General features: G+C 72.1%; 25 protein-coding genes and 2 pseudogenes. 16 read left to right on the plus strand and 11 right to left on the minus strand.

Annotated features, from left to right (window positions below):
• Positions 1–39 precede the first annotated feature (39 nt).
• Positions 40–599 (minus strand): annotated as a pseudogene (locus ACFWUZ_RS22305) (transposase family protein); the annotation flags it as partial.
• A gap of 131 nt (positions 600–730) precedes the next feature.
• On the opposite strand from ACFWUZ_RS22305, the gene ACFWUZ_RS22310 reads away from it, so the two are divergent.
• Both ACFWUZ_RS22310 and ACFWUZ_RS22315 read left to right on the plus strand, forming a co-directional pair.
• Positions 731–1,141 carry a RidA family protein gene (locus ACFWUZ_RS22310; protein WP_384375485.1) on the plus strand — a complete coding sequence of 137 codons (411 nt, stop codon included), beginning with the start codon at positions 731–733 and terminating at the stop codon, positions 1,139–1,141.
• 298 nt (positions 1,142–1,439) lie between these two features.
• Positions 1,440–1,787 (plus strand): hypothetical protein, encoded by a 348-nt coding sequence (locus ACFWUZ_RS22315; RefSeq protein ID WP_384375488.1) that lies wholly within the window; start codon positions 1,440–1,442, stop codon positions 1,785–1,787.
• 75 nt (positions 1,788–1,862) lie between these two features.
• Here the strand turns inward: ACFWUZ_RS22315 and ACFWUZ_RS22320 are convergent, their stop codons facing one another.
• Positions 1,863–2,291, minus strand: coding sequence for a hypothetical protein (locus ACFWUZ_RS22320; protein ID WP_384375490.1), 429 nt, complete (start codon positions 2,289–2,291; stop codon positions 1,863–1,865).
• A gap of 96 nt (positions 2,292–2,387) precedes the next feature.
• The gene (locus ACFWUZ_RS22325; RefSeq protein WP_384375493.1) at positions 2,388–2,759 is read right to left on the minus strand and encodes a hypothetical protein; all 372 of its coding nucleotides are present in this window, start codon (positions 2,757–2,759) and stop codon (positions 2,388–2,390) included.
• Between the two features lie 65 nt (positions 2,760–2,824).
• Here ACFWUZ_RS22325 and ACFWUZ_RS22330 point away from each other — a divergent pair, with 65 nt between their 5' ends.
• The 5 genes from ACFWUZ_RS22330 to ACFWUZ_RS22350 all read left to right on the plus strand — a co-directional run bounded on the left by ACFWUZ_RS22330 (position 2,825) and on the right by ACFWUZ_RS22350 (position 7,751).
• Positions 2,825–3,178: a VOC family protein gene (locus ACFWUZ_RS22330; RefSeq protein ID WP_384375496.1), complete on the plus strand. Its 354-nt coding sequence runs from the start codon at positions 2,825–2,827 to the stop codon at positions 3,176–3,178.
• A 332-nt stretch (positions 3,179–3,510) separates the two neighbouring features.
• Positions 3,511–4,281, plus strand: coding sequence for a helix-turn-helix transcriptional regulator (locus ACFWUZ_RS22335; protein WP_384375499.1), 771 nt, complete (start codon positions 3,511–3,513; stop codon positions 4,279–4,281).
• Positions 4,282–4,313: 32 nt separating this feature from the next.
• Positions 4,314–4,868 carry a DUF3291 domain-containing protein gene (locus tag ACFWUZ_RS22340; RefSeq protein WP_384375502.1) on the plus strand — a complete coding sequence of 185 codons (555 nt, stop codon included), beginning with the start codon at positions 4,314–4,316 and terminating at the stop codon, positions 4,866–4,868.
• Between the two features lie 379 nt (positions 4,869–5,247).
• Positions 5,248–5,904 carry a serine/threonine-protein kinase gene (locus ACFWUZ_RS22345; RefSeq protein WP_384375505.1) on the plus strand — a complete coding sequence of 219 codons (657 nt, stop codon included), beginning with the start codon at positions 5,248–5,250 and terminating at the stop codon, positions 5,902–5,904.
• Positions 5,901–7,751 (plus strand): PQQ-binding-like beta-propeller repeat protein, encoded by a 1,851-nt coding sequence (locus tag ACFWUZ_RS22350; RefSeq protein ID WP_384375508.1) that lies wholly within the window; start codon positions 5,901–5,903, stop codon positions 7,749–7,751. The genes ACFWUZ_RS22345 and ACFWUZ_RS22350 overlap by 4 nt, the downstream gene beginning before the upstream one ends.
• A 286-nt stretch (positions 7,752–8,037) precedes the next feature.
• Here the strand turns inward: ACFWUZ_RS22350 and ACFWUZ_RS22355 are convergent, their stop codons facing one another.
• Entirely contained in the window at positions 8,038–8,583 is a 546-nt protein-coding gene (locus ACFWUZ_RS22355) for a YciI family protein (RefSeq protein ID WP_384375511.1), read from the minus strand.
• Between the two features lie 290 nt (positions 8,584–8,873).
• Here ACFWUZ_RS22355 and ACFWUZ_RS22360 point away from each other — a divergent pair, with 290 nt between their 5' ends.
• The gene (locus ACFWUZ_RS22360; RefSeq protein WP_384375514.1) at positions 8,874–9,431 is read left to right on the plus strand and encodes a DUF1062 domain-containing protein; all 558 of its coding nucleotides are present in this window, start codon (positions 8,874–8,876) and stop codon (positions 9,429–9,431) included.
• 554 nt (positions 9,432–9,985) lie between these two features.
• Here ACFWUZ_RS22360 and ACFWUZ_RS22365 read toward each other — a convergent pair.
• The 3 genes from ACFWUZ_RS22365 to ACFWUZ_RS22375 all read right to left on the minus strand — a co-directional run bounded on the left by ACFWUZ_RS22365 (position 9,986) and on the right by ACFWUZ_RS22375 (position 14,009).
• On the minus strand, positions 9,986–10,948 hold the full coding sequence (locus tag ACFWUZ_RS22365; protein ID WP_384375517.1) for an FAD binding domain-containing protein: 963 nt from the start codon (positions 10,946–10,948) through the stop codon (positions 9,986–9,988).
• Positions 10,945–13,512: a molybdopterin-dependent oxidoreductase gene (locus tag ACFWUZ_RS22370; protein WP_384375520.1), complete on the minus strand. Its 2,568-nt coding sequence runs from the start codon at positions 13,510–13,512 to the stop codon at positions 10,945–10,947. The genes ACFWUZ_RS22365 and ACFWUZ_RS22370 overlap by 4 nt, the downstream gene beginning before the upstream one ends.
• 323 nt (positions 13,513–13,835) lie before the next feature.
• On the minus strand, positions 13,836–14,009 hold the full coding sequence (locus ACFWUZ_RS22375) for a CsbD family protein (protein WP_384375523.1): 174 nt from the start codon (positions 14,007–14,009) through the stop codon (positions 13,836–13,838).
• A gap of 425 nt (positions 14,010–14,434) precedes the next feature.
• Between ACFWUZ_RS22375 and ACFWUZ_RS22380 the strand changes: the two genes are divergently transcribed.
• The 3 genes from ACFWUZ_RS22380 to ACFWUZ_RS22390 all read left to right on the plus strand — a co-directional run bounded on the left by ACFWUZ_RS22380 (position 14,435) and on the right by ACFWUZ_RS22390 (position 17,113).
• On the plus strand, positions 14,435–14,833 hold the full coding sequence (locus tag ACFWUZ_RS22380) for a hypothetical protein (protein WP_384375526.1): 399 nt from the start codon (positions 14,435–14,437) through the stop codon (positions 14,831–14,833).
• A gap of 361 nt (positions 14,834–15,194) precedes the next feature.
• Positions 15,195–16,265: a tryptophan 2,3-dioxygenase family protein gene (locus ACFWUZ_RS22385; protein WP_384375529.1), complete on the plus strand. Its 1,071-nt coding sequence runs from the start codon at positions 15,195–15,197 to the stop codon at positions 16,263–16,265.
• A 206-nt stretch (positions 16,266–16,471) separates the two neighbouring features.
• Complete coding sequence (locus ACFWUZ_RS22390) at positions 16,472–17,113, plus strand: hypothetical protein (RefSeq protein ID WP_384375532.1); 642 nt, start codon at positions 16,472–16,474, stop codon at positions 17,111–17,113.
• 312 nt (positions 17,114–17,425) lie between these two features.
• On the opposite strand, the gene ACFWUZ_RS22395 is transcribed toward ACFWUZ_RS22390, so the two are convergent.
• Complete coding sequence (locus ACFWUZ_RS22395; protein ID WP_384375535.1) at positions 17,426–17,650, minus strand: EF-hand domain-containing protein; 225 nt, start codon at positions 17,648–17,650, stop codon at positions 17,426–17,428.
• 103 nt (positions 17,651–17,753) lie between these two features.
• On the minus strand, positions 17,754–18,368 hold the full coding sequence (locus tag ACFWUZ_RS22400) for a DUF4230 domain-containing protein (RefSeq protein WP_384375539.1): 615 nt from the start codon (positions 18,366–18,368) through the stop codon (positions 17,754–17,756).
• A gap of 382 nt (positions 18,369–18,750) precedes the next feature.
• On the opposite strand from ACFWUZ_RS22400, the gene ACFWUZ_RS22405 reads away from it, so the two are divergent.
• Positions 18,751–19,422 (plus strand): DUF4097 family beta strand repeat-containing protein, encoded by a 672-nt coding sequence (locus ACFWUZ_RS22405; RefSeq protein ID WP_384375542.1) that lies wholly within the window; start codon positions 18,751–18,753, stop codon positions 19,420–19,422.
• Between the two features lie 73 nt (positions 19,423–19,495).
• Positions 19,496–21,772 (plus strand): DPP IV N-terminal domain-containing protein, encoded by a 2,277-nt coding sequence (locus ACFWUZ_RS22410; RefSeq protein WP_384375545.1) that lies wholly within the window; start codon positions 19,496–19,498, stop codon positions 21,770–21,772.
• Positions 21,773–21,881: 109 nt separating this feature from the next.
• Here ACFWUZ_RS22410 and ACFWUZ_RS22415 read toward each other — a convergent pair whose 3' ends face one another.
• A complete protein-coding gene (locus ACFWUZ_RS22415; protein ID WP_384375548.1) occupies positions 21,882–22,334 on the minus strand; it encodes an ATP-binding protein in 453 nt (150 codons plus the stop codon).
• A gap of 371 nt (positions 22,335–22,705) precedes the next feature.
• Positions 22,706–23,535: pseudogene (locus ACFWUZ_RS22420) on the minus strand (molybdopterin-dependent oxidoreductase); the annotation flags it as partial.
• Between the two features lie 342 nt (positions 23,536–23,877).
• On the opposite strand from ACFWUZ_RS22420, the gene sigK reads away from it, so the two are divergent.
• From sigK to ACFWUZ_RS22435, 3 genes are all read left to right on the plus strand, one after another.
• Positions 23,878–24,465, plus strand: a complete 588-nt coding sequence (gene sigK / locus ACFWUZ_RS22425) for an ECF RNA polymerase sigma factor SigK (RefSeq protein ID WP_384375551.1) — start codon at positions 23,878–23,880, stop codon at positions 24,463–24,465.
• Positions 24,462–25,214, plus strand: coding sequence for an anti-sigma factor (locus tag ACFWUZ_RS22430; protein ID WP_384375553.1), 753 nt, complete (start codon positions 24,462–24,464; stop codon positions 25,212–25,214). The genes sigK and ACFWUZ_RS22430 overlap by 4 nt, the downstream gene beginning before the upstream one ends.
• A 158-nt stretch (positions 25,215–25,372) precedes the next feature.
• A complete protein-coding gene (locus tag ACFWUZ_RS22435) occupies positions 25,373–26,032 on the plus strand; it encodes a DUF998 domain-containing protein (protein WP_384375556.1) in 660 nt (219 codons plus the stop codon).
• The last annotated feature ends 61 nt before the right edge of the window (positions 26,033–26,093 follow it).

Below are 26,093 nucleotides of genomic sequence, written 5' to 3' on the forward strand. Positions count from 1 at the left end.
TCTTGGGCAGGCCGGAGTGGTGTGTGACCTGCTGTTTCGTCCTGCCAGGGCGAGGTTGTGCATGCTGGCGACGCCTTGGACGGCGTGGTGGAGGCCGTCGCCCTTCGGGCGGCAGTCGCGGAGGAACTTACCGCCCTTCATGCGGGCGAAGGTGTGCTCGACGCGGCCCTGCCCCGGCGGTGTTCGGTGTTTTCCTCTTCCTGGCCCCGCAGGGGGGCGTTTGGCTTGTCTGCGGTGCGGGACGAGCTGTGGTCGCGGACCGGGATCAAAGTTCCGTCCACGATCCGGAGGTGTTCGACATCGGTGGCGGGCCGCGGTGCCGGGTCCAGCGCGAGGAGTGGACTGAGCCGCTGAACAATCCGGCAGACGGTGGGCGGGGGAGATGTCGAAGGCCGGGGCGAGCTGGCGCATCGTGAGGTTCGGTAGTACACGGCCACCAGCAGCACCCGATCCGGCAGCGGCAGGCGCCACGGACGGCCGCCCCCGGGACCGCTTCCGCCCCGCTCCCGCACCGCCTTCACCAGCTTCTCGAACCGGCCCGCCCGTAAACCGGTGAACGTCTCCACCTGCAACGACTCAGCCCGCAACACCCCACCCATACAAGAGGAATGCCCCGTTCCAGACGTTCTGCAAGACTTTCGCTTGTTCTTTGACCTCCAGTTGCTGCGGAGTGCTTGCCGGTGGGGAAAACGCGGTGCGTGCTGGCGCCACGCTAGGCAGACTCGCGGACATGACTGAGAAGATCACCCGCATCAACCCCGAGCAGCTGCATGAGACGCCCGGCTACCACCACATCACGGTAGTAGAGGCAGGGCGTACGGCTTACCTGGCGGGACAGTGCCCGCTTGATCGGAACGGTGACCTCGTCGGTGCCGGTTCCCTCGAGACGCAGGTCGACCAGGTGGTCGCGAACGCGCTCACTGCCCTGGCAGCGGCGAGTGCCCAGCCGCAGCACGTGGTGCGGTCAGTGATCTACGTGCGGAGCGACGAGAGGGGCATGCTCGGCGCCGCATGGCGTCGGCTCACCGAGTCTGCCCTGGGGCCGGCGTTCACCACCGCCAGCACGCTCCTGGGCGTTGCCCAGCTGGGCTTTACCGGACAGCTCGTCGAGGTGGATCTCACCGTGGCGCTGCCCGACTGACTTCGAACGGCGTATCGAACTGGGTAGCGGGTTCGGGCAGGCCTGCACAGGTCTTGACGGCGCCGTCCTGAGCCGGGGTAGACGCCCGCGGCGGCAGGAGTCACCCCGCGAACAGGCCATGGCGACGTACCACAGGCCGCGCCGCTAGGCTCCGGTCGTGATCAGTTGCTCCCCGTCGGCAGGCCCTGCCGACGCCCACCTGTCAGCCGTCGACGATCTGATCGCCCGGCCGTTCCCGGAGCAGCCGGTTCGGCGGGGGAGGGCGGGCAGGTGGGGAGGGCCGGGGTACCACCTGGGCGTGCTGCGGGAGAGCCAGGACTTCTGGGAGGACCGGAGCGAGGAGGTCGTGGAGGCGGCCGAGCGGGAACTCGAAGCCGATCTTGCTGCGCTGGCGGAGATCCTGACTTCCCGGTGGGGCCACCCCGAGACGGTCGAACTGTGGCCTTACCTCGGCTCCGAGGGCCCGGACCCGCAGCACTCGGCTCCCGAGCCGCTCCTCTTCCTGTGCAACGTCGCGGGGAACATGCAGGTGTGGCGGCCGCCGGATTCCGATCGGTGGCTTGCCCTGGCGATCGGTCAGGCCGACCCGGAGTTCCCCTTGCAACTCCTCGCTGCCGTGGGCGTCGCATCCGCCCTTGAGCGCTGACGGCCGGCCGACCGTCCGGGGACCCTGGTGGATGCCATGACCTGCTGCAACCGCGAGCGTCCAGCCTGGCCGGCTTCAGCACCGCGGGCTCCGCAGAGGCGGCTCCGCCCCGCCCCACGAGAAGGCATACGGCTCCGTGCCACCCGAGTACGTGCAAGCGATACCGGCACCGGGCAGGCCGAACTCCTCTCGCAGCCACCCGTCCATGACGAGGGCGGCAACCTCCGGCCGGTAGTGGGCCAAGGGGAAGTCGAGCGAGACGATCTCGAGGTCCAGGCCCCGCGGATACCTCGCGCACAGCTCCTCGGAGCGGAGCGCGACGACGAAGGAGAGCCAGGCCAGGTCCTCCCAGTACAGGCCCGAATCCGGAAGCAGGAGGCGTACTCCTCGGTGGATCCGTACGCAAGGAACCGCTGCCTTGCCCGGAGGCAGGGCCCGGGCCGAGAGATCTGCGGCGAGGCCGCCCAGCGGGCTCCTGAGTCGATACCTGGACGTTCGGATCATTCTTTGCTCAGCTCGCCTGCTTGAGAGCGGGTCGGGTCGCCTGAACGGTGAGTCCGCCCGCAGATCGGCCGGGGGCCACATCCGCCGTCGAACCGCTCACCGACGGGTGCCGCGGGGCCCGAAGACACGAGTGACCCGATGATCCATCCGGGTCCCGAAGTCCGACGCCGAGGTGATTCCTGAAGCCGCCAGGCAACCGGTGTCGTCAAGGCCGGCGATGAAGTCGACGTCGGCCCGGCCGCCGCGGAACAGCACAACCGACAGCACGGCTTCCGCCGGGCCGGATATGACCACGCCGACCGAGTCCGGATCGTGAACCCGCGTCCTGGTGGTTTCCAGCTGCTGAGGCCAGGAAGCCTTGGCATCCCTCCAGGTTGCCGGGCCCACCTCAAGGCCGGCCGACGTCCAGCCCAGGGTCCGCTCGGCCAGAACGACAGCCACCTCATCAAGATCAACGACTCTGTCCACCAGGGGATCATCCCTCAGACCCGAGCGCCTGTTCCTCGTGGCCATCACGGGTCTAAGCTCGGCAGATGACCTTGGAATGGGAACAGGTAATCGTTCACTCGGTGGATCCGGCGGCCCTGGGGCAGTGGTGGGCCACGGCTCTCGGCTGGGTCGTGGTCCACTCCTCCGATGACGAGTTCGAGATCCGCCCGGCGCCGGACCGCCTGCCGGGGTTGGACTTCGTCCGGATCGATGAGAGCAAGAAGGTCAAGAGCCGGCTGCATCTCGATTTCAGGCCCGATGACCAGGAGGCCGAGGTAGCTCGCCTGGTGGCTCATGGCGCGGAGCGTGTCGACATCGGCCAGGGCGACCAATCATGGGTCGTGCTGGCCGACCCCGAAGGTAACGAGTTCTGTGTCCTGGGCCAGCGGCGTCCGTAGGCCGACCCCTGCGGCGGGTCGATGACGAGGCGTTCGGAGGGCGCGGGCCCCTGACTCTGCGCCGTAGGGGTTGCGCAGGGGTGTTGCAGGTTGTTGCCGGACAGGCCGACGTGCGGCACTCGGCCACATCGGGTGTGGCCGAGCGCCGTAGCCGGTCCCTGAGTGATCCGGTCGGTCGCGTCGTCGCGTCGTCGCGTCGTAGCACCGGGGTGGCCGGTCGTCGGGTCCGGTGGGTGTCGATCGGCCGGGGGTGTTCTCCGGGGTGCGTCGGCCGGGGTGGGCCGTGGCTCCGACCTTCTATCTCCAACCGTCGTTGTTCCTAGAATGGCCGTGTGAAGGACATCGATGCGATCGCGGTGCTGCAGGATCCGGTGCGGCGCCGTCTGTACGAGTACGTGGCGGCGCAGGGTCGTGAGGTCGGCCGCAACGAGGCCGCCGAGGCGGCCGGGGTGGCGCGCACGCTCGCTGCGCACCATCTGGACCGGCTGACCGAGGCCGGCCTGCTGGAGGTCGGTAGCCGCCGCCTGACGGGCCGTTCGGGGCCCGGTGCGGGCCGTCCCGCGAAGGTGTACACGCGGGCGCGGGCCGAGCGGTCGGTGTCGCTGCCCGCCCGCGACTACCGCACCGCCGCCGAGCTGCTCGCCGAGGCCGCCGAAGTGGCCGGGCTGGATGCCGGGCTCCGCGCGGCCGCGCGCCGCCGGGGTGAGGCCCTGCGCGGTTCCGCGGTGCCCTGCGGCGGCCTCGATGAGGCCATGGAGATGCTGGCCGCCCGCGGCTACGAACCGCACCTGGAAGGCGCGGAGGGTGTGGAAGGCGCGGCGGGCGCAGAGGACTCCGAGTGCGACGAGGGCGACGAGGGCGGCGAAGGCCTTCAGGGCGCCGGTGGCGCCGAGGGGGAGGCCGGGGCGGCCGCAGGCGTCGTCCGTATGCGCAACTGCCCCTTCCATGCCGTTGCGGAACGCTTTCCTCCGCTCGTCTGCGGAATGAATCTCGCCCTGCTGGAGGGGCTGTTCGGAGCGGACGGCCCTGTGCGCGCTCGCATGGACGCGCGGCCGGGGGAGTGTTGCGTGGTGGTCGAGCTTTCTAAAAACAATATTGATTGACATAGAAAACCGGGGCGTGCTGGGATGAGGCCATGACCCCACCCGTGCATGCCAGTCACCTCGCCCAGCTCAACGTCGCCACGCTCCTCCACCCCCTCGACGATCCGCGCATCGCGCCGTTCGTGGAGATGCTCGATCCGGTCAACGCCGCCGCCGACTGCACACCCGGCTTCGTATGGCGGCTCGTGGAGGACGGGGAGGGCGACGCCACCGGACTGCGTCCGGCCGGCGAGGACGTCATCGTCAACCTCTCGGTCTGGGAGACCCAGGAGGCCTTGTGGGACTTCGCCTACCGCAGCGGGCACCTGGAGGTGATGCGGCGGCGCCGTGACTGGTTCGCACGGCACGTGAAGGCGCACCTGGTGCTGTGGTGGGTTCCCGCCGGGCACATCCCGACCGTCGGCGAGGCCCTGGAGCGGCTGGCGGACCTGCAGGTGCACGGGCCGTCCCCGCGGGCGTTCACCTTCGCCTCCTCCTACACGGCCGCCGAGGCCGCCGAGCACCTCCGGACCGTGCCGCCGGCGCAGCCTGAGCACGCCGCCGGGTGCGCGCGGCCGACGCCGGCAGGGGAATCGGCGGCGGTCTGACGTAGGGCTCCCTACCCGGTGCTGACCGCCGACGGTCGGGAAGCGGCGTCCGCAGGGATCGCACGGCGAGCGTCGATCGCCGCAGCGAGCAGGCACTCGCATCGCCCGCCGTCCCCGCCGCGCAAGCCCTCCCGGGTCGTACTCGCCGATCCCTGAGGCATCCAGGTGCGGTGTCATGAGACGCAGACGTTCACGGCAGGGCGTGTCCCTCGGATCTCGGGATCCCGCCGGGTGAGCGCGCGTCCTCCGGTGCCGGGCGCGGCGGGTCCGCCAGGATCCGCAAGAGCTGGTCGAACGCCGGGGCACCGCCTCCGTACGGGTTTCCAGGTCCGGGATAGGGTGCCGCCGGTAGACGTACACGGGCGGGGCGGGGCGGGACATGACACTGCGGGACGGGGATCCGCGGGCGATCGGCGGGTATGTCCTGATCGCCCGGCTGGGGTCCGGCGGGATGGGGACGGTGTACTCGGGGCGCGCCGCCTCGGGCCGACTCGTCGCGGTGAAGCTCGTGCACCAGCAGTTCGCCGACGACCCGGAGTTCCGGACCCGGTTCCGGCAGGAGGTGGCGGCCGCACGGCGGGTCAGCGGGGCCTTCACCGCTGCCGTGGTGGATGCCGACCCGGACGCGGAGCGGCCCTGGATGGCAACCCAGCTGGTGCCGGGGCGGACGTTGGGCGCACGGGTGAAGGCGGACGGGCCGCTGCGCGGGAGCGAGCTGCGGGTGCTCGCACTGGGACTGGTGGAGGCCCTGCGCGAGCTGCACACCACCGGGGTGATCCACCGCGATCTGAAGCCGGACAACGTACTGCTGACGGACGACGGGCCGCGGGTCATCGACTTCGGGATCTCGCGGGCGGCGGGGCAGCAGACCCTGACCTCGACCGGGCAGATCCTGGGGACGCCGCCGTACATGTCGCCGGAGCAACTGACGGCTCCGGCCCGGGTGCGGCCGTCGTCCGACGTGTTCTCGCTGGGGTCGGTGCTGGTGTTTGCGGCGACCGGGCGGGGCCCTTCGACGCGGAATCGCACTACATGACGGCCTACCGCCTGGTGTCGGACGCGCCGGACATCGGGGAGCTGGCCGATTCCCTGCGGGCCGTGGTCGGCAGGTGCCTGGACAAGGAGGCCGACGCCAGACCGGGGCCGGACGAGCTGCTGGCCGCGCTGGCGCAGATCCCGGTGGCCGACTGGCAGACCCCGATCCGTGAGGGCGACGGCCGGGACGGGGACCCGGACCGGCCGGCCGAGTCCGACACCGGCCCGTGGGCCGGCGCGGCCGGTTCCGCCGGTGCCCCTCCGGCGGAGTCCGGACCCGAAGGGGATCCGCCGCCCGGCACCGGTCGCCCGGCCGCATCAGCGGCTGATGCCCCGCCGCGCGGAGACGCCGAGGCGGGGCCCGAGGGCGCGGAGCGGCCGGCCGGGGGCGCGGGCGGGTCGCTCACCCGACCGTCCGGGCCGCCCACCGGGCCGGTCCGCGAGGCGCCGGCCGTACGCCGCCGCAGGCCCCGGAGGCGCACCCTCCTCGCAGGGGCGCTCGCGGCTTCGCTGCTGGCCGGCGGCGGGATGTACCTGCGGTTCTCCCCGGCGGACGACGGCCCGCGGGACGACGCGAAGGCCCCCGGGGCGTCCGCCGGTCCCTCCGGGACCCCCGCCGGCGCTGCCGGGCCTCCGGTCACCGGGACCCTTGCCCCGTACGTGGCCACAGACGGCGGCAGTCCGGCCGGCAGCCGTGCCTACGCGGACACGCCCGCCCGGCGCCCCGCCGGCTGGCGGGCCTGGAACGGCGGGAAGGACATGGGGTCCTGCGTGTACGCGGACTCCTCGCTGGTGTGTACGGCGCCCGGCCCCGAGGGCAGTTCGGGCGACGTGCTCAGCCGGTTCGACGCGGCGACCGGCGAGATGCTGTGGGGGCAGCTGCTGGAGGACTTCACCGACGGACAGAGCCCGCTGGTGACCCCCGGAGCGGTCGCCGGTACCCATACCGTGATCGTGCTCGGCCGTGCCGGCTTCACCGCCATGGACCTCGCCGACGGCGCCGCCCGGTGGGAGTTCCCGACCCAGGACAAGCTGCGCCGGCCGGTGCTGGACGCGGCCGGCAGCCGGGTGTTCGCGGTGAACGCGTCCGGCACGGTCACCGCCCTGGAGACCCGGTACGGCAAACTCCTGTGGCAGCAGGCGGTGTCCGGGTCCGAGGACGGATACCCGGCGCTGCGGGTGGCCGCCGACCGCGTGTACGTACAGGGGCGGACCCAGAACGCCGACATGGGCTTCCAGAGCTTCGTGACCGCCCTCGACGGGGCCACCGGGAAGAAGCTCCCCTTCGGGACTCCCCAGGACGGCACCCGGTTCGCGATGCCGGGGTCGTGCGAGTCCCGCGGACTGACGCTGGCCCAGGACGCCTCCGACACCACCGTCTTCCTGTGCAACAAGGAGAACGGGGCCGGCGTGCTGCGCGGTGATCCGGCGAGGCGGCGGAGCACGGACATCCCGTACGCCGGCACGACCCTGTCCGGCCCGGCCGCAGCCGGGGGCAGGGTGTACCTGATGGCGACCGCGTCGGAGGGCGAACCGGCCTTCATGGAACTCGACCAGCAGACCGGCGGAGCCGTGTGGCGGGTACCGCTGGGGGAGGACTGCACCGACCCGGAACGCCCGGAGGCGTCGAACGCGGTCGTGGTGACCGACGGGCTCGCGTACGTGCGGTGCCGGACCTCGGGGGTGGTGATCGACCTGGCCTCCCACAAGGAGACCCGCCGGTTCACCGTCCCTGGTGGCGTCCGCCCCGGCCCGGACGGCCCGTCCGGCTTCCTGGTGGTGGGCGGAGTGGTCTTCACCCCCACGGCCAAGGGCTGGTCCGCCGTCGAGCCCGCCCCGGCCCACTGACCTGATCCGGTGCCCGCGAGGTGCCGGGCCCGCGCTGCCCGGCACCGCACCTCGGGGCGAAGTCGCGGCGTAGTCGGGGCACCCCGGTGGGTCCGTACAGGGGAGCCCCCTCCGCCCGGCGGTGCACGGCACCGGTCCACGCGGGCCCGGCCGACAAGGTCCGAAAGGGACGGCCTGGCGCCGGGCAGTGGAAATCTCGTGCGGCACGGGGGTGTGATGACCGCAGCTGAGAGAGCGTCACAGCCTTGCGGCGCCAGCGCCTTGGCGGGACCGCTTCCCTATGGGCTCAGCGCCTCCCGCCGAACTCCCAGTCGTGCACCTCGATGTCGGCGTACCGGTCCGGGGTCAGTACGGCGCGTGCCGCGTCGGGGTCCGGCGCCCGGACCAACGCCGCCGTGCCCAGCCAGGTGGCTCCGTCGTCGGACAGCAGCGGTCCGTACGCGATCAGTTCGTCCCGGTCGGGCGGCACCGCGGTGTCGGCGGCCTGCCCGGTGCCGAAGCCGAGCACCAGGTAGCGCTTGCCACCGGTCGGGCCGCCGGGAAAGTCCCACATGGTGCGTCCCAGCAGGTTGCGCCACCGCCGCACCAGCACGTCCCGGTAGGCACCGGCCTGGTAGTTCGGCTCGTCGAAGGCGAACGTGCGGGCCGCGGCGGGATCGGGCAGGTCGACGATGTGCACACTGCCGGTGAGGGTGCCGTCGTCGGCGAAGGTCGGGCCCCTGGCGATCATCTCCTTCGCGTACCCGTCCATGTATGACCAATGCTCTTCCAGCAGTTCGTGACGCAGCGGCAGGGAGCCGGGCCGATCGCGGTGGTAACAGAGGAATTCCATGCCTCAGGATCCCTTCACGGAGGCAGCCAGGTCGAGCGGTTCGGCGCAGTTCGTCCAGGAACCCCGAACCGACTCGGCACCGCGCCCGCCGCGAGGCATCGCCACGCACCCGAAAATCGGTGGAGACGCTCGCCCGCGTGCCGATACCGTGCTCCCGCCCGCAGTCGCCCTGTCAAGGACGTGCCGTTGTACACCAAGTGAGACCCCCCGAGCGCTGAACCGTCGCGCGTCGCACTTGTGCGCCGTGCTCCTTTTCGCTGCGGTCTTCTCACTGGAACCGGTGTATTTCTGTGTCCGAAACCTGGGTGGTCGTGCCCACCTGCCTGCCGATCGTTCTCCGCCGTTGCCACGGATGTGCCTCCGGGCGTTTCCGGGCTCACGGCAAATTCCGCGTCAACGCGCACCACAAGCTCCTCGACGCCTGGCTCCTCGCACTCTGCACCGGGTGCGGGGACACCACAAGGCTCACTGTCCTGGAGCGGGTGAACGTGCGATCCGTACGACCCGCGCTCTTGAACCGGCTGCACGCCAACGACCCCGGCCTGGCAGCCGAACTGCTCCGGGATCCGGTCGTACGGCGCCGCAATCACATCGCCCTGGACTGGGACGACGCCTGGCGCCTCGACAGCGGCGTGCCGGGCCGGCCGCGTCAGCCGGAGGGCGAGGCGACCGAGGTGTCGGTCCGCTTCGCGGCGCGGATTCCCGTGCGGCCCGTGCGGCTGATCGCCGAAGGGTTCGGCCTTTCGCGAGCCGAGGTCGAGAGACTGCTCGCCGAGGGGAACCTCGTGTCGACAGTCCGCCTGAGCGGCAAGCTCTCGGGCGACTTCACCTTCACGCTCAAGCGCTGATTCCCCTTGGCCCGGGGTCTGTCCGGCGGTATCCGCTCCGCCGGACAGACCCCCTGCACCCTTCCCGGCGGAACGTCGGGGAGCCCCTGAGATCCTGCCCCTGCGGGAAACGGAGACCAGCAGCCTCGCTGTCCGTTCGGCAGCTCCCTCGGCTGCGTCTGACGCGGCCTGACGTCTGACCCGAATCGGCGCGGAAGACGGACGCCAGAGGGTCCTCACCCTCGGTCCACCAGACACCCAGCCCCTGGCGGGCCAGCACCAGCCCGTGCCCTCCCGGCGGAATCCCCAGTCGTACGGCCCGCCCATGGCAGAGGGGAGGCAACACCTCGTCTCGCCGGGGGTGACCGCGTGAGAACTCCAACAGCATCAGCGACCCCGCCGGGCGACGCGGAGGCTGCCGTCCGAGGACTGCCGCCTTCCCTCAGGGGTGATCCCCCGTCTTCTTCAGCGCATACGTCCACTCGTGCGGGCACAGGGCACAGGGCTCAGCCGGCAACCGGCGGCCGGTGTCCGGCAGCCGGCACAGCCCGTACGGCTCCGACGAACGGGGATACCTAACCGGCGGCAGCCGGTCCGGCGGCCTGTTCCAGCGCTTCCAGGACGGTGTCCCGGAACAGGGTGGCCTTGTAACCGGTCTGCGGCAGCGGCCGGCAGCGGGGGAGCACCGCCGCGGCGGCTGCGGCGAGGTGCCCGGCGGTGGCTTCGCGGCCGATCAAGGCGGCCTCCACCTCCGTCAGCCGCAGCGGGACCCGCGCCACTCCACCCGCCGCGACGGCGGCGTGCGTGACGGTGGCGCCGTCGAGCGCGAGCCGGACCGTGGCCTCGACCAGGGGCCATTCGGCGTAGGCCCGGCTGGTGGCCCGGTGGTAGGCGGCGCGCTCGCCGGGCCAGGGCGCGGGCAGGCGGACCGCCGTGAGGATGCGCTCCGGCGGCAGCAGGTGGTCGGCGTGGAAGAGCCGGTCGCCGTCCCCGTACAAATCGGCCACCCCGCGCGGGGCTTCGCCGTGGATCTCGGCCTCGGCATCGTGGATGAGCAGCGCCGTCGCGAGGGTGGAGGGGTGCGGGGTGATGCACGGGCCGTCGCCGCAGACCACGCCGAAGTGGTGGTCCCCCTCGCGCGCGGGGCAGCCGGTGCCGCCCTTCTGGAGGCAGCTGACGTGCGGATTGCGGTAGTACCAACAGCGGTTGCGCTGCAGCAGGTTGCCACCCAGGGTGCCTGCGGCGCGGATCTGCGGAGTGGCCGCGGCCGCGGCGGACAGCGCGAGCGCCGGCCAGCCGGCGCGCACCTGTGGGTCGGTGGCCAGCGCGGCGAGGGTGGTGAGGGCGCCGATCCGCAGGCCGCCACCGGGCAGTGGCGCGCAGCCGTGCAGGTCGCCGGCGCCGCCGAGGTCGGTGAACGGTCCGGGGGAGATGCCGCTGCGCTGCCGGGCGGTGGTGTCGGTGCCGCCGGCGCGCAGCTCCCCGCCGCCGGCCAGGACGGCGGCCGAGAGGTCGGCCAGGGTGGGCCCGGTGCTCATGTGCCCAGTCCTTCCAGGAGCCGGTCGGGGCGGATGGGCATGTCGTACGGGCGCCAGCCGGTCGCGTCGTGGACCGCGTTGGCCAGGCACGCCGCGGTGGGCAAGGTCGCGATCTCGCCGAGACCGACACCGCCCCCGGGGACGTGCTCGAAACCCTCCTGATGGAAATGGACGGTGATCTCGGGGGTGTCGCCGATGCCGGGGATGCGGTAGTCCTCCAAGTTCTCGGTCAGTACCCGACCGGTGACCGGGTCGGTGCGCCGCTCCTCGAACAGGGCGTAGCCGACCCCTTGGATGACGGCACCCTCGCACTGGCTCCGCGCCAGCCGGTCCTCGTGGATGCGGCCCGCGGCGACACCGCTCCACACGCGCAGCGGACGGATCCGGCCGAGGCGCGTGTCCACCTCCACCTCGGCGACCTGCACCGATCCGGTGAACCCACGGCCGATGGCGACCCCACCCAGGGTGAAGGGGGTCGCGAAGCCCCTGCGGTCGCGGGGGCGCCGGCCGGTCACCCGTACGCCGTGCGCCGAGTCCAGCCGGGCGGCGACCTCACCGCCGCCGAGCGCATCGCGCAGCCGGACGGCGGCGTCCGCGGCGGCCGGCACGATCGAAGGCGTCGTACGGCTGCCGCCGGAGGTGGGGCCGTGGACGGTGTCGCTGTGGCCGACCTCGGCGCGTACCCGGGCCTCCGGCACGCCCAGACCCGCGGCGACGGCCCGGCGCAGCACGGTCCGCGAGCCCGTGCCCATGTCCTGTACGGCGCAGCGGGCGACGACGGTCCCGTCCTCGACGGTGAGCTCCACCTCGGTGACCGGATCGAGGAAGTACAGCCAGTTGGCCGCCGCGACGCCCACGCCCCGGCGGAACCGTCCGGTGCCGCCGCGGGGGCCGTCCGACCAGACCGGCAGGGCCGCGGCCCAGTCGTACAGGGCGTGCCGCTTGGGGTTTCCGTCCCAGCGGCGGCGCAGGGCGATCGGGTCCTGGCCGAGCCGGTGTGCCATCTCGTCGACGGCCTGTTCCAGGGCCCAGCACATCGTGGGCCCGCCCGGGCCGCGGAAGGGGGCGCCCGGAGGCTTGTGGGTCACCGTGTCGAAGTCGCGGAGCCGGCGCGGGGCCTTCCCGTACACGAACCGGGCCAGGGCTGCGACGGTGCCGCCCACCGCGACCCCGCCGTCGGTGTCCGCGTCCATGGCCAGTGCGCTCAGCCGGCCCTCCGCGTCCGCGGCCATCGCCAGTCGGATCCGGGTGCCGGGCCGGTAGCCGCCGTCGACGAGCTCCTCGTCCCGGTCCAGCACCACCCGCACGGGAGCGCCGTGCAGCCGGGCCAACTCCACCGCGGCGACGACATCGGAGGTCAGCCCCATCTTGCAGCCGAAACCACCCCCTACGTGGACCGCCCTCGCCACGACCTGTCCGGCCGGCACACCGAAGCGTTCGGCGGCGAGCTGGGCCACCTGCTTCACCGACTGCGTGGACACCTCGAGGTGGAGGGTGCCGTCGACCCACTGGGCGAGGCAGGCGTGCGGTTCCAGCGGGGTGTGCGTCTGCGCGGCGGTGGTGAACACGCCCTCCACCACCCGCTCGGGGTTCCGGGCCCGGGAATCGAGGATGCGGCGCACGGCCGTGGCGGGGCGCTTGCTCATGGCGGACGGGCCCCGCAGGTTGCCGCGCCAGCGCGCCGGTACCAGCTGGGGGGTCTCGCCGGACCCCGGTGCCCGCTTGCGCGCGGCCTTGTCCTCGTAGACCAACGGGCCCTCGCCGGCCCGGACCCGGCCCGCGTCCAGGGCCGCTTCCAGCACCTCGTAGTCCACCCTGACCCGTGCCGCGGCCTCCCGCGCGGCCGCCCGGTCCGGCGCCGCGACCGCGGCCACCGGCTGCCCGACGTACCGCACCACGCCGTCGGGGGGCAGCAGCGGCACCAGGGGATGCTCTCCCGCCTCCAGCGAGCGTACGTGCGCGTGTGCGTGCGGCGAGCGGATGATCACACCCTCCAGCAGCCCCTCGGGGCGCAGGTCCGTGGTGTACCGGGCCGATCCGTCGACCTTCTCCGGGGCCTCGGCGCGCGGGACCCCCGGCGCCTCCCCACCGGTCGGCATCGTGTCGTAGTCGCCTGCGCAGGCGGCGGCCACCGCGCGGAGGATTCCCTCGTACGCGCCGCACCGGCACAGGTGGCCCGCCAGCGCGTCCGCGATCTGCTCCCGCCCGGGGCGGCTGCGGCCGTGCCCGGCCCGCCACCGCTCGAAGAACGCCGCCGCCTCGACCACGAACCCCGGGGTGCAGTAGCCGCACTGGAGAGCGTCCTCGCCGGCGAAGGCACGCGTCACCGGGTGGCCGGACAGGCCCTCCACCGTCGTGACCCGTCGGCCTGCCAGCGAGACCGCTGGCGTCAGGCAGGACACCCGGGGCTCACCGTCGACCTGGATCGTGCACGCCCCGCACACCCCGCCCGAGCAGACCAGCTTCGTTCCGGTCAGCCCCAGCCGGTCACGCACCACCTCCACGGCCGCCGGGTCGTCGTCCACGTCCACCGCGCGCCGGGCGCCATTGACCTCGAACTCCACGAGACGTACTCCTCAGCCGTGGGGGCGACCGTCGGGCCCGATGCTCACCCTGCACGCTCCTCTATATCCCGCTCACGGCTTCGGCGCAGTTCGGCACGCGCGCCGCCGGCCCGCCGTGGCCGAATGCGCCCCGGGCCCCATGTGCAGCGATCTGCCGTCTGCCGGACGGTGCCTCGCGTGTGCGGGGCCGGAACAGTGCTGGGGTGTTTCTGTCATGTACGACATCGTGATGAGGGGCGGCTGCCGGGGCCGTGACCGCGGCCGGGCCCCGACCCAGGGGAGGGGGTCGGGGCCCGACGGTCACCGCGCGGTCTGCCGCGGAGTCAGTGGCGGAAGGTGTCCTTGACGTCTTCCTTGGCCTGACGGGCCTTGCCCTTGGCCTGGTCGGCGTGGCCTTCGGCGGTCATGCGTTCGTTGCCCACCGCGCGGCCGGCGGTCTCCTTCAGCTTGCCCTTGGCCTGCTCGGCATGGGCCTTGCTCTTCTCCGTACCCGACATGGGGACCTCCTCGTGAAGTACCGGATTGGTCGTCATCGCTCTCTTGCTCCGAGCCGTCGTCCGTAAACCCACCGCTCCCGGCCGGCCGGTTGTTGCCGGGCTCTGCTGTGCCGTGCCGGTGACGCCTTGGCGCCATCCCGCCCGACTGCCGGGGGAGGCATGAAGTCGTCCCCGTAGCGGTGGAAGGCGTCGAGCCAGACCAACCCGGCCACGACCTTCGGGTACAGCTGCGCGAACCGGTGCGCGGCAACGGGGTCGCTGCAGCCCGTGCCGCCGCGGTCGTGCGCCACGGCGGTGGTGAACCGCGAAACCTCCTCCGATCGGCGGCGCGAGCCGAGCCGAGGAAGTGCTGTTGCCCGTCATGAACCCCGGCCAACCTGACGCAGGGGCAGGGTCAACCCCTCGCCGACGAACGGTGAGGCCGGATGTCCCGCCTCCACGGGTGCTTCCCGGGTGACTCCGCGGACCTGGTGGTGCACAGCCGACCCGACGCGGCGACCGGCCGCGACGCCGGCAACTGGAAGCGGGCACCGACCGGGTTCGCCGACTCTGTGTCGTTCTCGATCCCGCACCCTCCGGGCATTCCCTGGGTACCGGAGGCCGACTCGGCGGACGGCATGCGGACGTTCTTCGAACTGCTCCAGACCCATGTGCAAGCCAAGGAGTTCGATCTCGTCCGCCAGGTCATCGCCGAGGGGGAGGACGACGACAGAAGATCCGGCTCCTGTGCACGTAACCATGCGCCGGGGTTTCGCCGGGCAGCGTCGGCCCGCTGCCCGCTGCCCGCTGCCCGCTGCGACGGCGGGGATCTCAAGCGAAAGTGACCGTGATGCGCGCGCGGTGTCCGGTGTCAAGACACGAATTTCCGAGACGTGACATGCGGTCCTTCGATCATGCCTAGTGGACTCCACACCTCACCTCGGAATGACGGCTTGGGAGAGACGAATGGCGACGACGAATTCTGAGACCGGCGCGGTCGCATGTGCACGGAAAATTACCCGAGGCTGCGCCTGCGCGCTCAGGGACACGTGCGGATCGCGTACGTCGAGCCTGCGAGAGGTGAAGCGCTGGGCGGCCGCTGAGCGAATACCGGACGAATTCGACGGTATAGCGCTGGCCCGGTCCGTGACGGAACACGTGCGGCGGACGGGGAAGCATTTCCTGCCCGAGCGGACACTCGTCAGGTTGAGCGACATCAGACAGCGGCATACGGCGAACCGCCCGTTTCTCCGTGCCTTTCTCGACTGCGTCCTCGACAAGTACGAGGGGCGTTTCTGGAACCGCACCTACCTCGCCCTGCCGGTCCTGGAGCTCCTCACGGACGACCAGCAGGACGTGCTGAGCGCGGACCGGTTGTCGACCCTGTTGATGGCCGACGTGGTGCGGTTCGAGATCGGGGTGGCGGCCGGGTCGTCCCAAGGGGCCAACCACGGCGGGCCGGATCCCGAGACGCTGAGCACGCGGGTGCGGCATGCCCTGCGACTCGTGGTGACGGGGCTCGGCCGGTCGGAGGCCGGCGATCTTCCGTCACGGCTGGCGCACACGTCCCGGTCCCGCCTGGAAGACCTCGTCGATCACCTGCCCCGGCCGCCGGCGACGGACTCAGGCCGATGGTTCGACGTCAGCGTCCAGCCCGTCTACGTCGTGCATGACGAGTATTTCTTCATCCGCGTCCTCCAGACCCACGAAATGCATTTCGCCGCGATAGCGGCAGCCGTGAAGCAAGTCATCGGGGCGCTGCGCGCGGGGCGGGCAGAAGAATCTGCGGAGCTGCTGGACCACGTGGTCTCGATGTTCGAACGGGCCGCCATGCTCTTCCGTGTCGTGGCCACGATGAGGGCCGAGCAATTCTCTGTTTTCCGGCAGTACACCCAGGGTGCCAGCGCCATTCAGTCCGAACAGTACAAGCGTTTCGAGAGCCTGTGCGGTGTTCCGCCCGCGCCGCGCCTGGAGTCGGCTGCTTTCGCGAGCGTGCCCGCCGTGCAAGTCGAAGTGGAGGACCCCGGCCACGACACCGTCACGCGGGCTTATCTCGACCTCCGGAAGGAGGGTCGTTTCGGCCGGGCGGAATGGAACCGCCTGGACGCGGCGATCAGCCGCCTGGAGGGCGGGCACCAGCGGTGGAAGACGGCCCATCGCGGCCTCGCCGCTCGCATGCTCGGCGACGCGCATGGCTCGGGCTACACCGATGGCGTTCCCTACCTGACGGAATGCCTGGGGAACCGGCTCTTCTGGCAACTGGGTACCAGTAGCTGAGCAGTGAACCTCCGTCAGTGCGGCCGGGCTGACGGGGTCCGTCGGGGACCACGGCCCGGGGCGTCCCGCCACGCCGCTCGAACCGGCGGAGCCGCCCCGCTCTGCCGGGGCGGTGCCGGCCCGCCATCCCCATGCTCGCGGGGCCGTCGCGTCACAGAACGGTCACACCACCCACACAACGGCTCCATCGCGGCGAATATGGCGCGATGCGCACACGCCACTCCGCAGCTCTGCTCGCGGCCGCCGCCCTCGCCCTCACCGCCTGCAACCCGCAGAGCGCGCCCACCCCCGACAGGCCCGTCGGCGGCCCGCACGCGGCAGCGGCATCCACACCCCCGCCCGCACCCGCGAGCAGTGGGCCCGCCGGGAAGGCCGCGACCCTCCCCAATCTGGTCGGCAAGGGCCTTCAGGCGGCTCAGGACGAGGCGCAGACTGCCGGGTTCTTCACTTTGAAGTCCCACGATGCGCTGGGCCGGGACCGGCTCCAGGCACTCGACCGGAACTGGAAGGTGTGCTCGCAGACCCCCGCCGCCGGCGCGGGCATCGACACCGGCACCACCGTCGACTTCGGCGCGGTCAAGCTCGAAGAGACCTGTCCTGCGGCTGAGGCGCCGGTTCCGAAGCCGGCCGGGGACACCATGCCCCACTTCATCGGCCAGGGCATGAAAGCCGTCCGTGGCGCGCTGCCCGCAGACGCCGGCATCACCGTGAAGGACGCGGTGCAGAGCCGCATGGTCCTGCAGGAGTCGAACTGGAAGGTGTGCACGCAGGACCCGAAGGCCGGAGTGGCACTGACCGGCCAGCCCCTCGCCTTCACCGTCGCCAAGACCGAAGAGACCTGCCCCTGAAGACTTCCCGCGGACAGCGGCTCGGGCACCGCATGCCGGCGTACATCTGAACGTGCTCAGCCAGATGCGGCTGGGCACGCACAGCGCTGCGGCGCCCACCCGTTCCCGTTCTGGACCGATTCTCCCGGACGGTCTCCCGGGGATCCCCCAGGGCCGGGGCGACGAAGAGTCCTGCTGCTCCCTCACGTACGCCTCCTCTCAGCCCTGGCCCTGGAGGCGCCGGCACACGCTGAGGAGCAGATGCACATCGGCGATGTTCCCCGGTGTGGCCGAGTCGCCTCGGCCGCACCGGGCAATATCGCAGGCGGTGGGTTACAGCTCCCTCACGCAGTCTTCGAACTCGGGGAGGGAGACGAGACCGTCGCCGTCGACGTCGGTCATGCGGAACAGATGCTCCAGGGACTCGCCACTGAGGCTCTGCCCCGTCAGCCGGCCTATGGCGCCGCCGAATTCGTGTACGTCGAGCAACCAGTCGTCGTCGGTGTCGAACGCCTCGAACACCGTGCGTACCCCCGGCCGCGCATCGGCGTCGCCCATGCGGTCACCCCCTGTCGCTACTTCCATCTGCCGTTGTCGGACGACACCCGGTTGCCCGTCCCCGCGGGCGTCAAACGGGCGGGTGGCGGGGGCCTGGCCGTACTCAGGTGTACGTGACGGTGACCTGTTGGAAGCCCAGGGAGCGGAGAAGGCCCTCCAGCATGGCGGTGGTGTTCTTCTCGGCGCGTTGGGTGAGGCCGCTGTCCCGGGCGGCGTCCGCGATGTTCTGGACGGCGAGCTTCTGGACGGCCTGTTCGCTCGCGGGGTTGTCGGAGAAGAAGTCGCCCAGCCGGTCCAGCAGCCCGCGCTCCTTCGAGACGGCGTAGGAGCGGCCGGGGTCGAGAGCGGGCTCGCCTAGAGTCGCGTGCGGAAGGCGCAGCTCGGCCTTGGAGCGGTCCGCGTCGACGGTCACGTTCTGCTCGCCGAGGCGCCCGAAGTCGACGTACGCGCCGACCGTGCCCGCGCCGACGTACAAGGTGCGGGTGCCGCGGACGGCGTCGGGCAGCAGTTTGGCGTCCTTCTCCAGGTCCACCACGACCTGGAAGTTGCCGACGGCCCCTTCGTAGCGGTTCATGTCCTGGATCGACTTCAGGACGGCGGGGCCGGTCCGGTCGCGGGTCTCGTCGCCGAAGAGTCCGCCCAGGCTGGGGAACAGGCTGAGGCGGCCGGCGATGACGAGGACGGCGGCCAGTGCGACGAGGACGGCTGCGATCGACATCAGCCGACGGGAGGACGGTCCTCCCGACTTCCTTGTCTCTTCGGGGGATCCAGCGGAAGTCTGCATGCCCTCCGGATGCCCCGTGAGCGCCCGGTTACCCACATGCGGGCCCGCCTGGCCGTCGTCGGCGTCCGTTCCCCGGTGCCGACCCCCGACGGCGGTGTCCTCGTCGGGGGTCGGAGCGTCCGGCAGTCACAGCTTCACCTGCAGAGCATTGCAACGACCGGCCTTAGCGGTCGTTGCGTTAGACGGCAGGATCGTTGCAACGATTCATCGGCTGTGGCCTGGAGTTATGTGCTCACGGGCCACTTTTCTGTTGCTAGATAAGTAAAGGCAACGTAGCGTTTCCTCTGTAAGAAACAACGGCGCAAAGGAGTGCATCATGCAGAAGTTCGCCACCCCCGCCGCGGTCTCCGTCGTCCTGGACGTACCCGCGGGTCTCGTCCGGTTCATCGCCGGCGACCGCGCCGACACGACGGTAGGCGTCCTGCCCGTGGACGCATCCAACGACCGCGACGTCAAGGCCGCGGAGCAGATCGAGGTCGTCTTCGGCGACGGCGTCCTGAGGATCGCGGCCCAGGAGCCGAGCAGCCGGATCCTGGGATCTCGCGGCGCCGTCGAGGTCACCGTCCAGCTGCCCGCCGGCTCCCGGGTCGAGGCGAAGGCAGCCGGCGCCGAACTCAGCAGCGTCGGACGGCTCGGCGACGTCGCCTTCGAGGGCGCGCACGGCACCGTCACGCTCGAAGAGACCGCGAGTGCCCGCCTCAGCCTCCTCGCCGGCGACATCTCCATCGGCCGCCTGGGCGGCCGCGCGGAGATCAGCACCCAGAAGGGCGACCTCCACGTCACCGAGGCCCGGCGCGGCACGCTCACCCTGCGCACCGAACACGGCGAGATCTCGGTCGGCGTCACCCGTGGAGTCTCAGCCTCCCTGGACGCCGCCACCCACCACGGCCGGATCCACAACGCCCTGCAGAACACCCAGGGCGCCGCCCCCGACCTCGACATCCACGCCACCACCGCCCACGGCGACATCACCGCCCGCAGCCTCTGAAGCCTCCGCCGAGGCACCTCCACCGACGCCGGCACCCGACACCCGCCACCGACTCCGAGGACGGACCACCGAAGTGAGCACGACTCAGAACTACCAGGCCGCCGAACAGCTCCTGCGCCGCATCGCCCGCCCCGGCGAGCTCGTCGTCGGCGACAAGGTCAGGCCGCAGTGGATCGACGGAGGCACCCGTTTCTGGTACGCGGTCAGCAACGGCGCCGGCAGGCGCTTCGTGCTGGTCGACCCGGCCGCCGGAACCCGCGAACCCGCCTTCGACCACGTCCGCCTCGCCGCCGCGCTGTCCGCCGCCTCCGGACAGGACGTCGATCCCGAGGCCTTGCCGTTCACGGCGACAGAACCGGCGGCCCACGCGGTCGAGTTCCACGCCCTCGGCGCGTACTGGCGCTGCCACCTGGACGGTTACCGCTGCGAGCGGGCCGAGTTCACTCCGCCGGGCAGCCCGCTGGAGGTGGTGTCCCCGGACAACACGGTCGCCGTGTCCCGGCGGGGCCACGACCTCTGGGCGCGCTCGCTCGCCGACGGCCGCGAGTGGGCGCTGACCACCGACGGCGAGCCCGACCACCAGTACGGTCCCGGCCCCGACGCGACGAGCAACGCCACCCTGCTGCGGAAGATCGGGCTGCCCCACCTGCCGCCCGCGGTGGCCTGGTCGCCCGACTCGACGAAGGTGCTGGCGCACCGGACCGATGAGCGCGCCGTCCGGCAGACCCACCTCGTGGAGGCCCGCCCCGCAGACGGAGGCGCTCCCCGCACGCACACCCAGCGGTTCGCCTACCCGGGGGACGAGCAGGTTCCGCACGCCGAGCTGGTCGTACTGGACGTCGCCGGGGGCACGGTGGTCCGCGCGCAGGCCGAGCCGCTGCTCATGCAGCACGTGTCGCCGATCACGCTGCAGTGGGCGTGGTGGGCTCCCGACGGCTCGGCCGTGTACTACCTCGACCGGCCCCGCGACCTGCGTACCCTCACCCTGCACCGGCTGGACCCGGCCACCGGCGAGGTCACCACCGTGCTCAGCGAGACCGGGAGCACCCGCGTCGACCCCAACCAGTGGCTGTACGAACCGCCGATCGTGAGGGTGCTGGCCGATGAGGTGCTCTGGTATTCGCAGCGGGACGGCTGGGGCCACCTCTACCGGTACGACCTGCGCACCGGAGAGCTGCTCGGCCAGGTCACCTCCGGTGCGTGGGCGGTGCGGCAGATCCTGCGCGTCGACGAGGCCGAGCGGGTGGTGTACTTCACGGCCTCCGGACTGGTCGAGGGGGATCCGTACCGGCGCACGGTGTGCCGGGCCGGCCTGGACGGCACCGGCTTCGTGAAGGTCACGGACGACGACCTGGACCACACCCTCACCCTGCCGGCGCATCAGGAGTACTTCATCGACTCGGCGTCCACCGTCGACACCCCGCCGGTGACCCGGGTCCGCGACTGGACCGGTCGCGTCCTGGTCGAGCTGGAGCGCGCCGACATCGGCAAGCTCACCGCCACCGGCTGGACGCCGCCGGAGCGGTTCCGCGTCAAGGCGGCCGACGGGGTGACGGACATCTACGGGGTGCTGTACCTGCCCCGGGGCTTCGACCCCGCGCTGCGCTACCCGGTGGTGGACAACGTCTACCCGGGGCCGCAGGTCAACCGGGTCGCCCCGTCCTTCGACCCGGGCGGGCTGGGTCTCGACGCGGAACCCCTCGCGGCGCTGGGCTTCGTGGTGGTGGCGCTGGACGGCCGCGGCACCCCGGGGCGGAGCAAGTCCTTCCATGACGCTTCGTACGGGCGCCTGGCCGATGCGGGCTGCCTGGCCGACCACGTCGCCGCCCTGCGGCAACTGGCCCTGACCCGACCGTGGCTGGATCTGGACCGGGTGGGCGTGTTCGGCCACTCCGGAGGCGGTTTCGCGGCAGCGCGAGCCATGCTCGACTTTCCCGAGATGTTCAGCGCCGGGGTCGCTCTCTCCGGCTCGCACGACGCCCGCCACTTCAACCTGGGCTTCGTGGAGACCTTCGACGGCGCGGACAACCCCGAGGCCTGGGCCCGTACCTCCAACCTGGACCTCGCCGACCGCCTCGAGGGCAAGCTGCTGCTCGTCCACGGCGACATGGACGACCAGGTCCACCCAGTCCAGACGCTGCGGCTCGCCGACCGGCTCCTCGCCGCAGACAAGGACTTCGACCTGCTCATCGTGCCCGGCGCCGAACACACCTTCATCGACTGCCTGGCCTACGTGCGCAAGCACTGCTGGGACTTCCTGGTCCGGGAGCTGATGGGCCTCCAGCCTCCGGCCTACCACGTGGCCCCCGTCGCCATCGATCCCGAACTCCTCGGAGAGCTGTTCGCCTGAGCGCACCGCCCCAAGACACGGCCGAGGGCCGCCGCCCCGGTCAGGGTGGCGGCCCTTCGCGTCCCATCGGCGGGGTCTCGACCCGCTTTCGAGGCGGAGGCGGGCGCCGTCACCCGTCGGCAGCCCCGTCGGTGCGCGGCCCGAAGTGGTTCGCCCCGGCGTGCGGGGCCGCCGTTGCCGGGGGGTGGAAACAGGCGGTGATCGTCTTGCCGCCGTGGAAGGAGTGGGCGTCCCACGCGTCGGCGAGGGCGTCGATGATGGCAAGACCCCGTCCGGAGGTCGCCTCCCGGGAGGGCTCGCGCGGAGCGGGCAGGCACGGGTCGCTGTCGGCGACGCTGACGTGCAGGCATTGGCCGTCCCACGTCAGCACCAGGTGGGCGCTGCTATGGGCGTGCACGTGCGCGTTGGTGACCAGCTCCGACACCGCCAGCAGGACGGAATGGGCCGTATCGGGGGCGTCTCTCGTCCACCGCAGGGAGTCGAGGTGCTCGCCGGTCCACCGGCGGGCCTCGCGCACCCCCCGGTGGACGGGGAAGGTCTTGGCCCATCCCTTCGCACGCATGGACACCGCGCTCACCTCGTTTCCGCTCGGACGTGACGCCGGACCGGACGGCCCGGGACGCGGCTCAGAACCGGCTCGCCCGGTGTCGGGGGTGGTGTCCGCCCTTGCGGCCGACGAGCAGCAGGGCCAGCAGCATGGGCGCCACCAGGAGGATCATGGTCGTCATGGGAGTGCTCCTCTCCGAGCGGTCGGTCACCCCTGCGCGTGTGACCACTCAGAGCGGTCCGAAACCACCCGGCCTGTTCTGCCGCAAGGCCGGCGGGTCGGCCCGCCCTCCGACCTCTCCTCGCCCGGGTGTCTGCTGCACCATCTCCCGTCCGGCCAGCCGCCGTTCGGAGACCGCGGGGCACAGACGTTCCGTGACGCCCGGTCCATCGGCGTTTCACCCAGGAGGGGTCGTACGCGTCGAAGGCCGTGAGTTCGATGTCCTCGATCCACTTGCACGCAGAGACGTAGCCGTACGGGCCCGGGACGAGCATGCGGACGGGAAAGCCGTGGTCGAAGGGGAGCGGCTCATGATCCCGGCGACCTTGGCCTGCGCTCCGGCCGGAGCGGGGGAGGGCAGAGCAAGGCCGTTGCGCGAGGCGACGGCGCCCTGGCCGCGCTGCGCGGACAGCACGCGGCCCAGCGTCCCGGCTCCCGCGGCTCCCGCGGCGGCCGCGGCGGTGACCGTCGCTGCCGTCAGGAACCCGCGACGGCTCCAGCCGCCCCCGGTGCCCTCACCACCCGACGGCGACCCGGCCGGGGTGGCTCTGCCCGCCAGGACGAAGAGAACGGCGGCACCCGCCGGCGCCCCGGTCAGCGACGGCACCGCGTCCCCGGCGCCCGCCGAGTCGGGCCTGCTCAGAGCCGCAGCCGAGCCGAGGACCCCGAACAGCAGCACACCGGCCGCTGCCGCACGGCGGTACCGCAGCGCCGGAACACCGAGGACGATCGCGAACAGCGCCAGCAGGACGAGGATGCCGAACTGAAGGACGGCCTTGTCGTTCACCCCGAACGTGCGGATCGCGAAGTCCTTCACGGCGGCCGGGGTCCGGGCGATGACCGCGGCGCCGACCACCGTCACGGGCCCGGCCGCCGGCCGTACCAGGGCGGCGGCCAACCCGGCCACGGCCAGCGCGGTGAACGCGCCCGGTAGTCCGGCCAGTCCACCGCGGGCGGTGCGGGAGATGATGGTGCGGAAGCTGCTCACACCCCGAATTCGGCGGCACCCGGCCGCCGGATCGGTCTCCCGCCCGAACGCGTCGCATCTCCCTGCTCGCCAGAGCGCGGCGGTACGGGATGTCCGACCCCCTCACCCCCGCCGGCACGATTCCCCCGAAGGGGGCAATACCCGGATGCCGCGCTGACCGAATGTCCACCCATCCGCATGCACGTCCGCTACGAAGAACTTTTCAGACGCCCCACACGACTCTCTGACCGGACCGCTCACCCCGGCCGGCCCCGCTCTACCGACAAGGACCGCCATGCGATGGACACCCCGCCCCCGGCCGGCCGCCGTCGGCCACCCCTTCGCCTGGCCGCCCCAGCCGGAGCCCACCCGGTGAACCGACCGCTCCCGTTCGGCGCCCCCGGCCACACCGGCCGCGTCGACCTCGCCGAAGTCATGCAGCTGGTTGCGCACGGCGACAAACAGGCGTTCTCCGCCCTCTACGACGCCCTCGCGCCCACGGTCTTCGGGATCGTGATCAAAGTCGTACGCGACAGGGCCCAGTCGGAGGAGGTGGCCCAGGAGGTCATGATCGACCTGTGGCGCCAGGCCGCCCGTTACCGCCCCGACGCCGGCAGCGTCACCACCTGGGCGGCGACCATCGCCCACCGCCGGGCGGTGGACCGCGTCCGCTCCGCACAGGCAGCCGCCGACCGCGAACAGGCCCAGGCCGCCCGCGAGCACCGGACGGCGTTCGACGAGGTCGCGGAACAGGTCGAGACCCGACTGGAGAGCGAGCAGGTGCGCCGCTGCATGCGCGGCCTGACCGAACTCCAGCGGCAGGCCGTGACCCTGGCCTACTACCGGGGCCTCACCTACCGTGAAGTCGCCCAAGCGCTTCGCACGCCGCTTCCCACCATCAAGACACGCATGCGCGACGGGCTGATCCGGCTTCGCGACTGCATGGGGGTGACCACATGAAACACGACGCGTCCGATGTCCACGTCCTCGCTGCCGCGTACGCTCTGAACGCCCTGGAACCCGCCGAGCGCGAAGAGTTCGCCGCGCACCTCACCGGATGCGACGCCTGCCGACAGGAAGTAGCAGACTTCGAAGCCACCGCCGGGCGCCTCGCGGCGGCCGCGGCACAGAACCCGCCCGCCCCGATGAAGCAGCGGACGATGGAGGCCGTCGACCACGTCCGCCAGCTCCCGCCCCGCGTCCCCGCAGCCGGCTCCCCGCTCGCCTTCCGCGGCATGCTGCGCCGCCGGGCCCTCCCCGTCGCCCTGGCCGCGAGCCTGGCCGCCGCCGCGTCATTCGCCGGACTCGCCGTCCGGCAGAACCAGGAGAACCGGCAGCTCGAACAGCGGGCCCGCCAGAGCGAACAGCGCCTCGACGCCGTCAGCACCGTCCTCGCCGCCCCGGACGCCCGCACCGTCCACGGGCGGGCCAGCAACGGAGCCCTCACCACCGTCGTCGCCTCCGGGCGGCAGAACAAGGCCGTCTTCACCGCCGCCGGCCTGCCCGCCCCGGCTCCCGGGAAGACGTACCAGCTGTGGCTGGACCACGACGGCACCATGCGCCCGGCCGGATTCATCCGCCAGGACGGCACCGTCCTCATCGCCGGCGACACCGCCGACGCCGGCGCCGTCGGCCTCACCCTCGAACCCGCCGGTGGATCACCCCAGCCCACCACCGCCCCCCTGCTCCTGATGGCCCTCCCCGCCTGAGCAGCACCCCGTGGCCCGGCCCGCCCTCGGCGCGTGAGCCGGCCGGGCCCGGGGGCGGACCGTAGGTGTTCTCCCCTATCCGTCCGGGGGTCCAGGATCAGGGGTGTGTCCGGGTCGGCCCGGTGCCGTGACGTCCCGCGGGCCTTGAGGATGAGCTCATGATCGATCGGGGACGACATTTCGCGCATCGCCTACTGGCTCCCGCAGTCTGGAGCACCGTGGTCCTGGCTGCGAGTGCCGCCTTGTGGGCACCTTCGGACACCGATCCCGAACTCAGTCCGTCTTCCCTGACCGTCAGCGACTTCGCCGCGCTGGACCGCGGGGGCCCGATCGAGACCACGATGTTCCTGCTGGGCGCAGTCTCGTTCGTCCTGCTGTGGGTGGCGAGAAGGCGGCTGCCGTCCGTCCGGGGCCTGCCGTCCGTCCTCCTGGCCTTCTGGGCCCTGGGGCTGGCAGTCGCCGCCGTGGTGCCCACGGACCCCCTGACAACGGACCTGAGCACACCGGCGTACGTGCACCGCTACGCCTCGGTCCTGGCCTTCGCGGCACTGCCGGCCGCCGGGCTGCTCCTGGCCCGCCGCCTCAGCGCCGACCCCCGTGCGGCACGGACGGCCCTGGGGCTGCGCCTCCTGTCGTGGGCCGCACTGTCGGGGGCCGTGGCGATGGCCTACGTGGCCGGGCCGGGCGGCAGAGAGTTCATAGGCTTCGCGGAACGGCTGCTGCTCGGCTGCGAAGTGGTCCTGCTCGGTGTGCTGGGACGGTACGTACAGCGGCACACGCCGCCCGCCCCCGACCGGCCTGGAGCGGCGACCTCCTGACGACGTGCCGACGTGCCGACGTGCCGACGTGCCGAGCAGGTGATGGACCCGCCCGGGGGGG

The organism is Streptomyces sp. NPDC058646, assembly GCF_042716875.1.
Classification (GTDB): Bacteria; Actinomycetota; Actinomycetes; order Streptomycetales; family Streptomycetaceae; genus Streptomyces.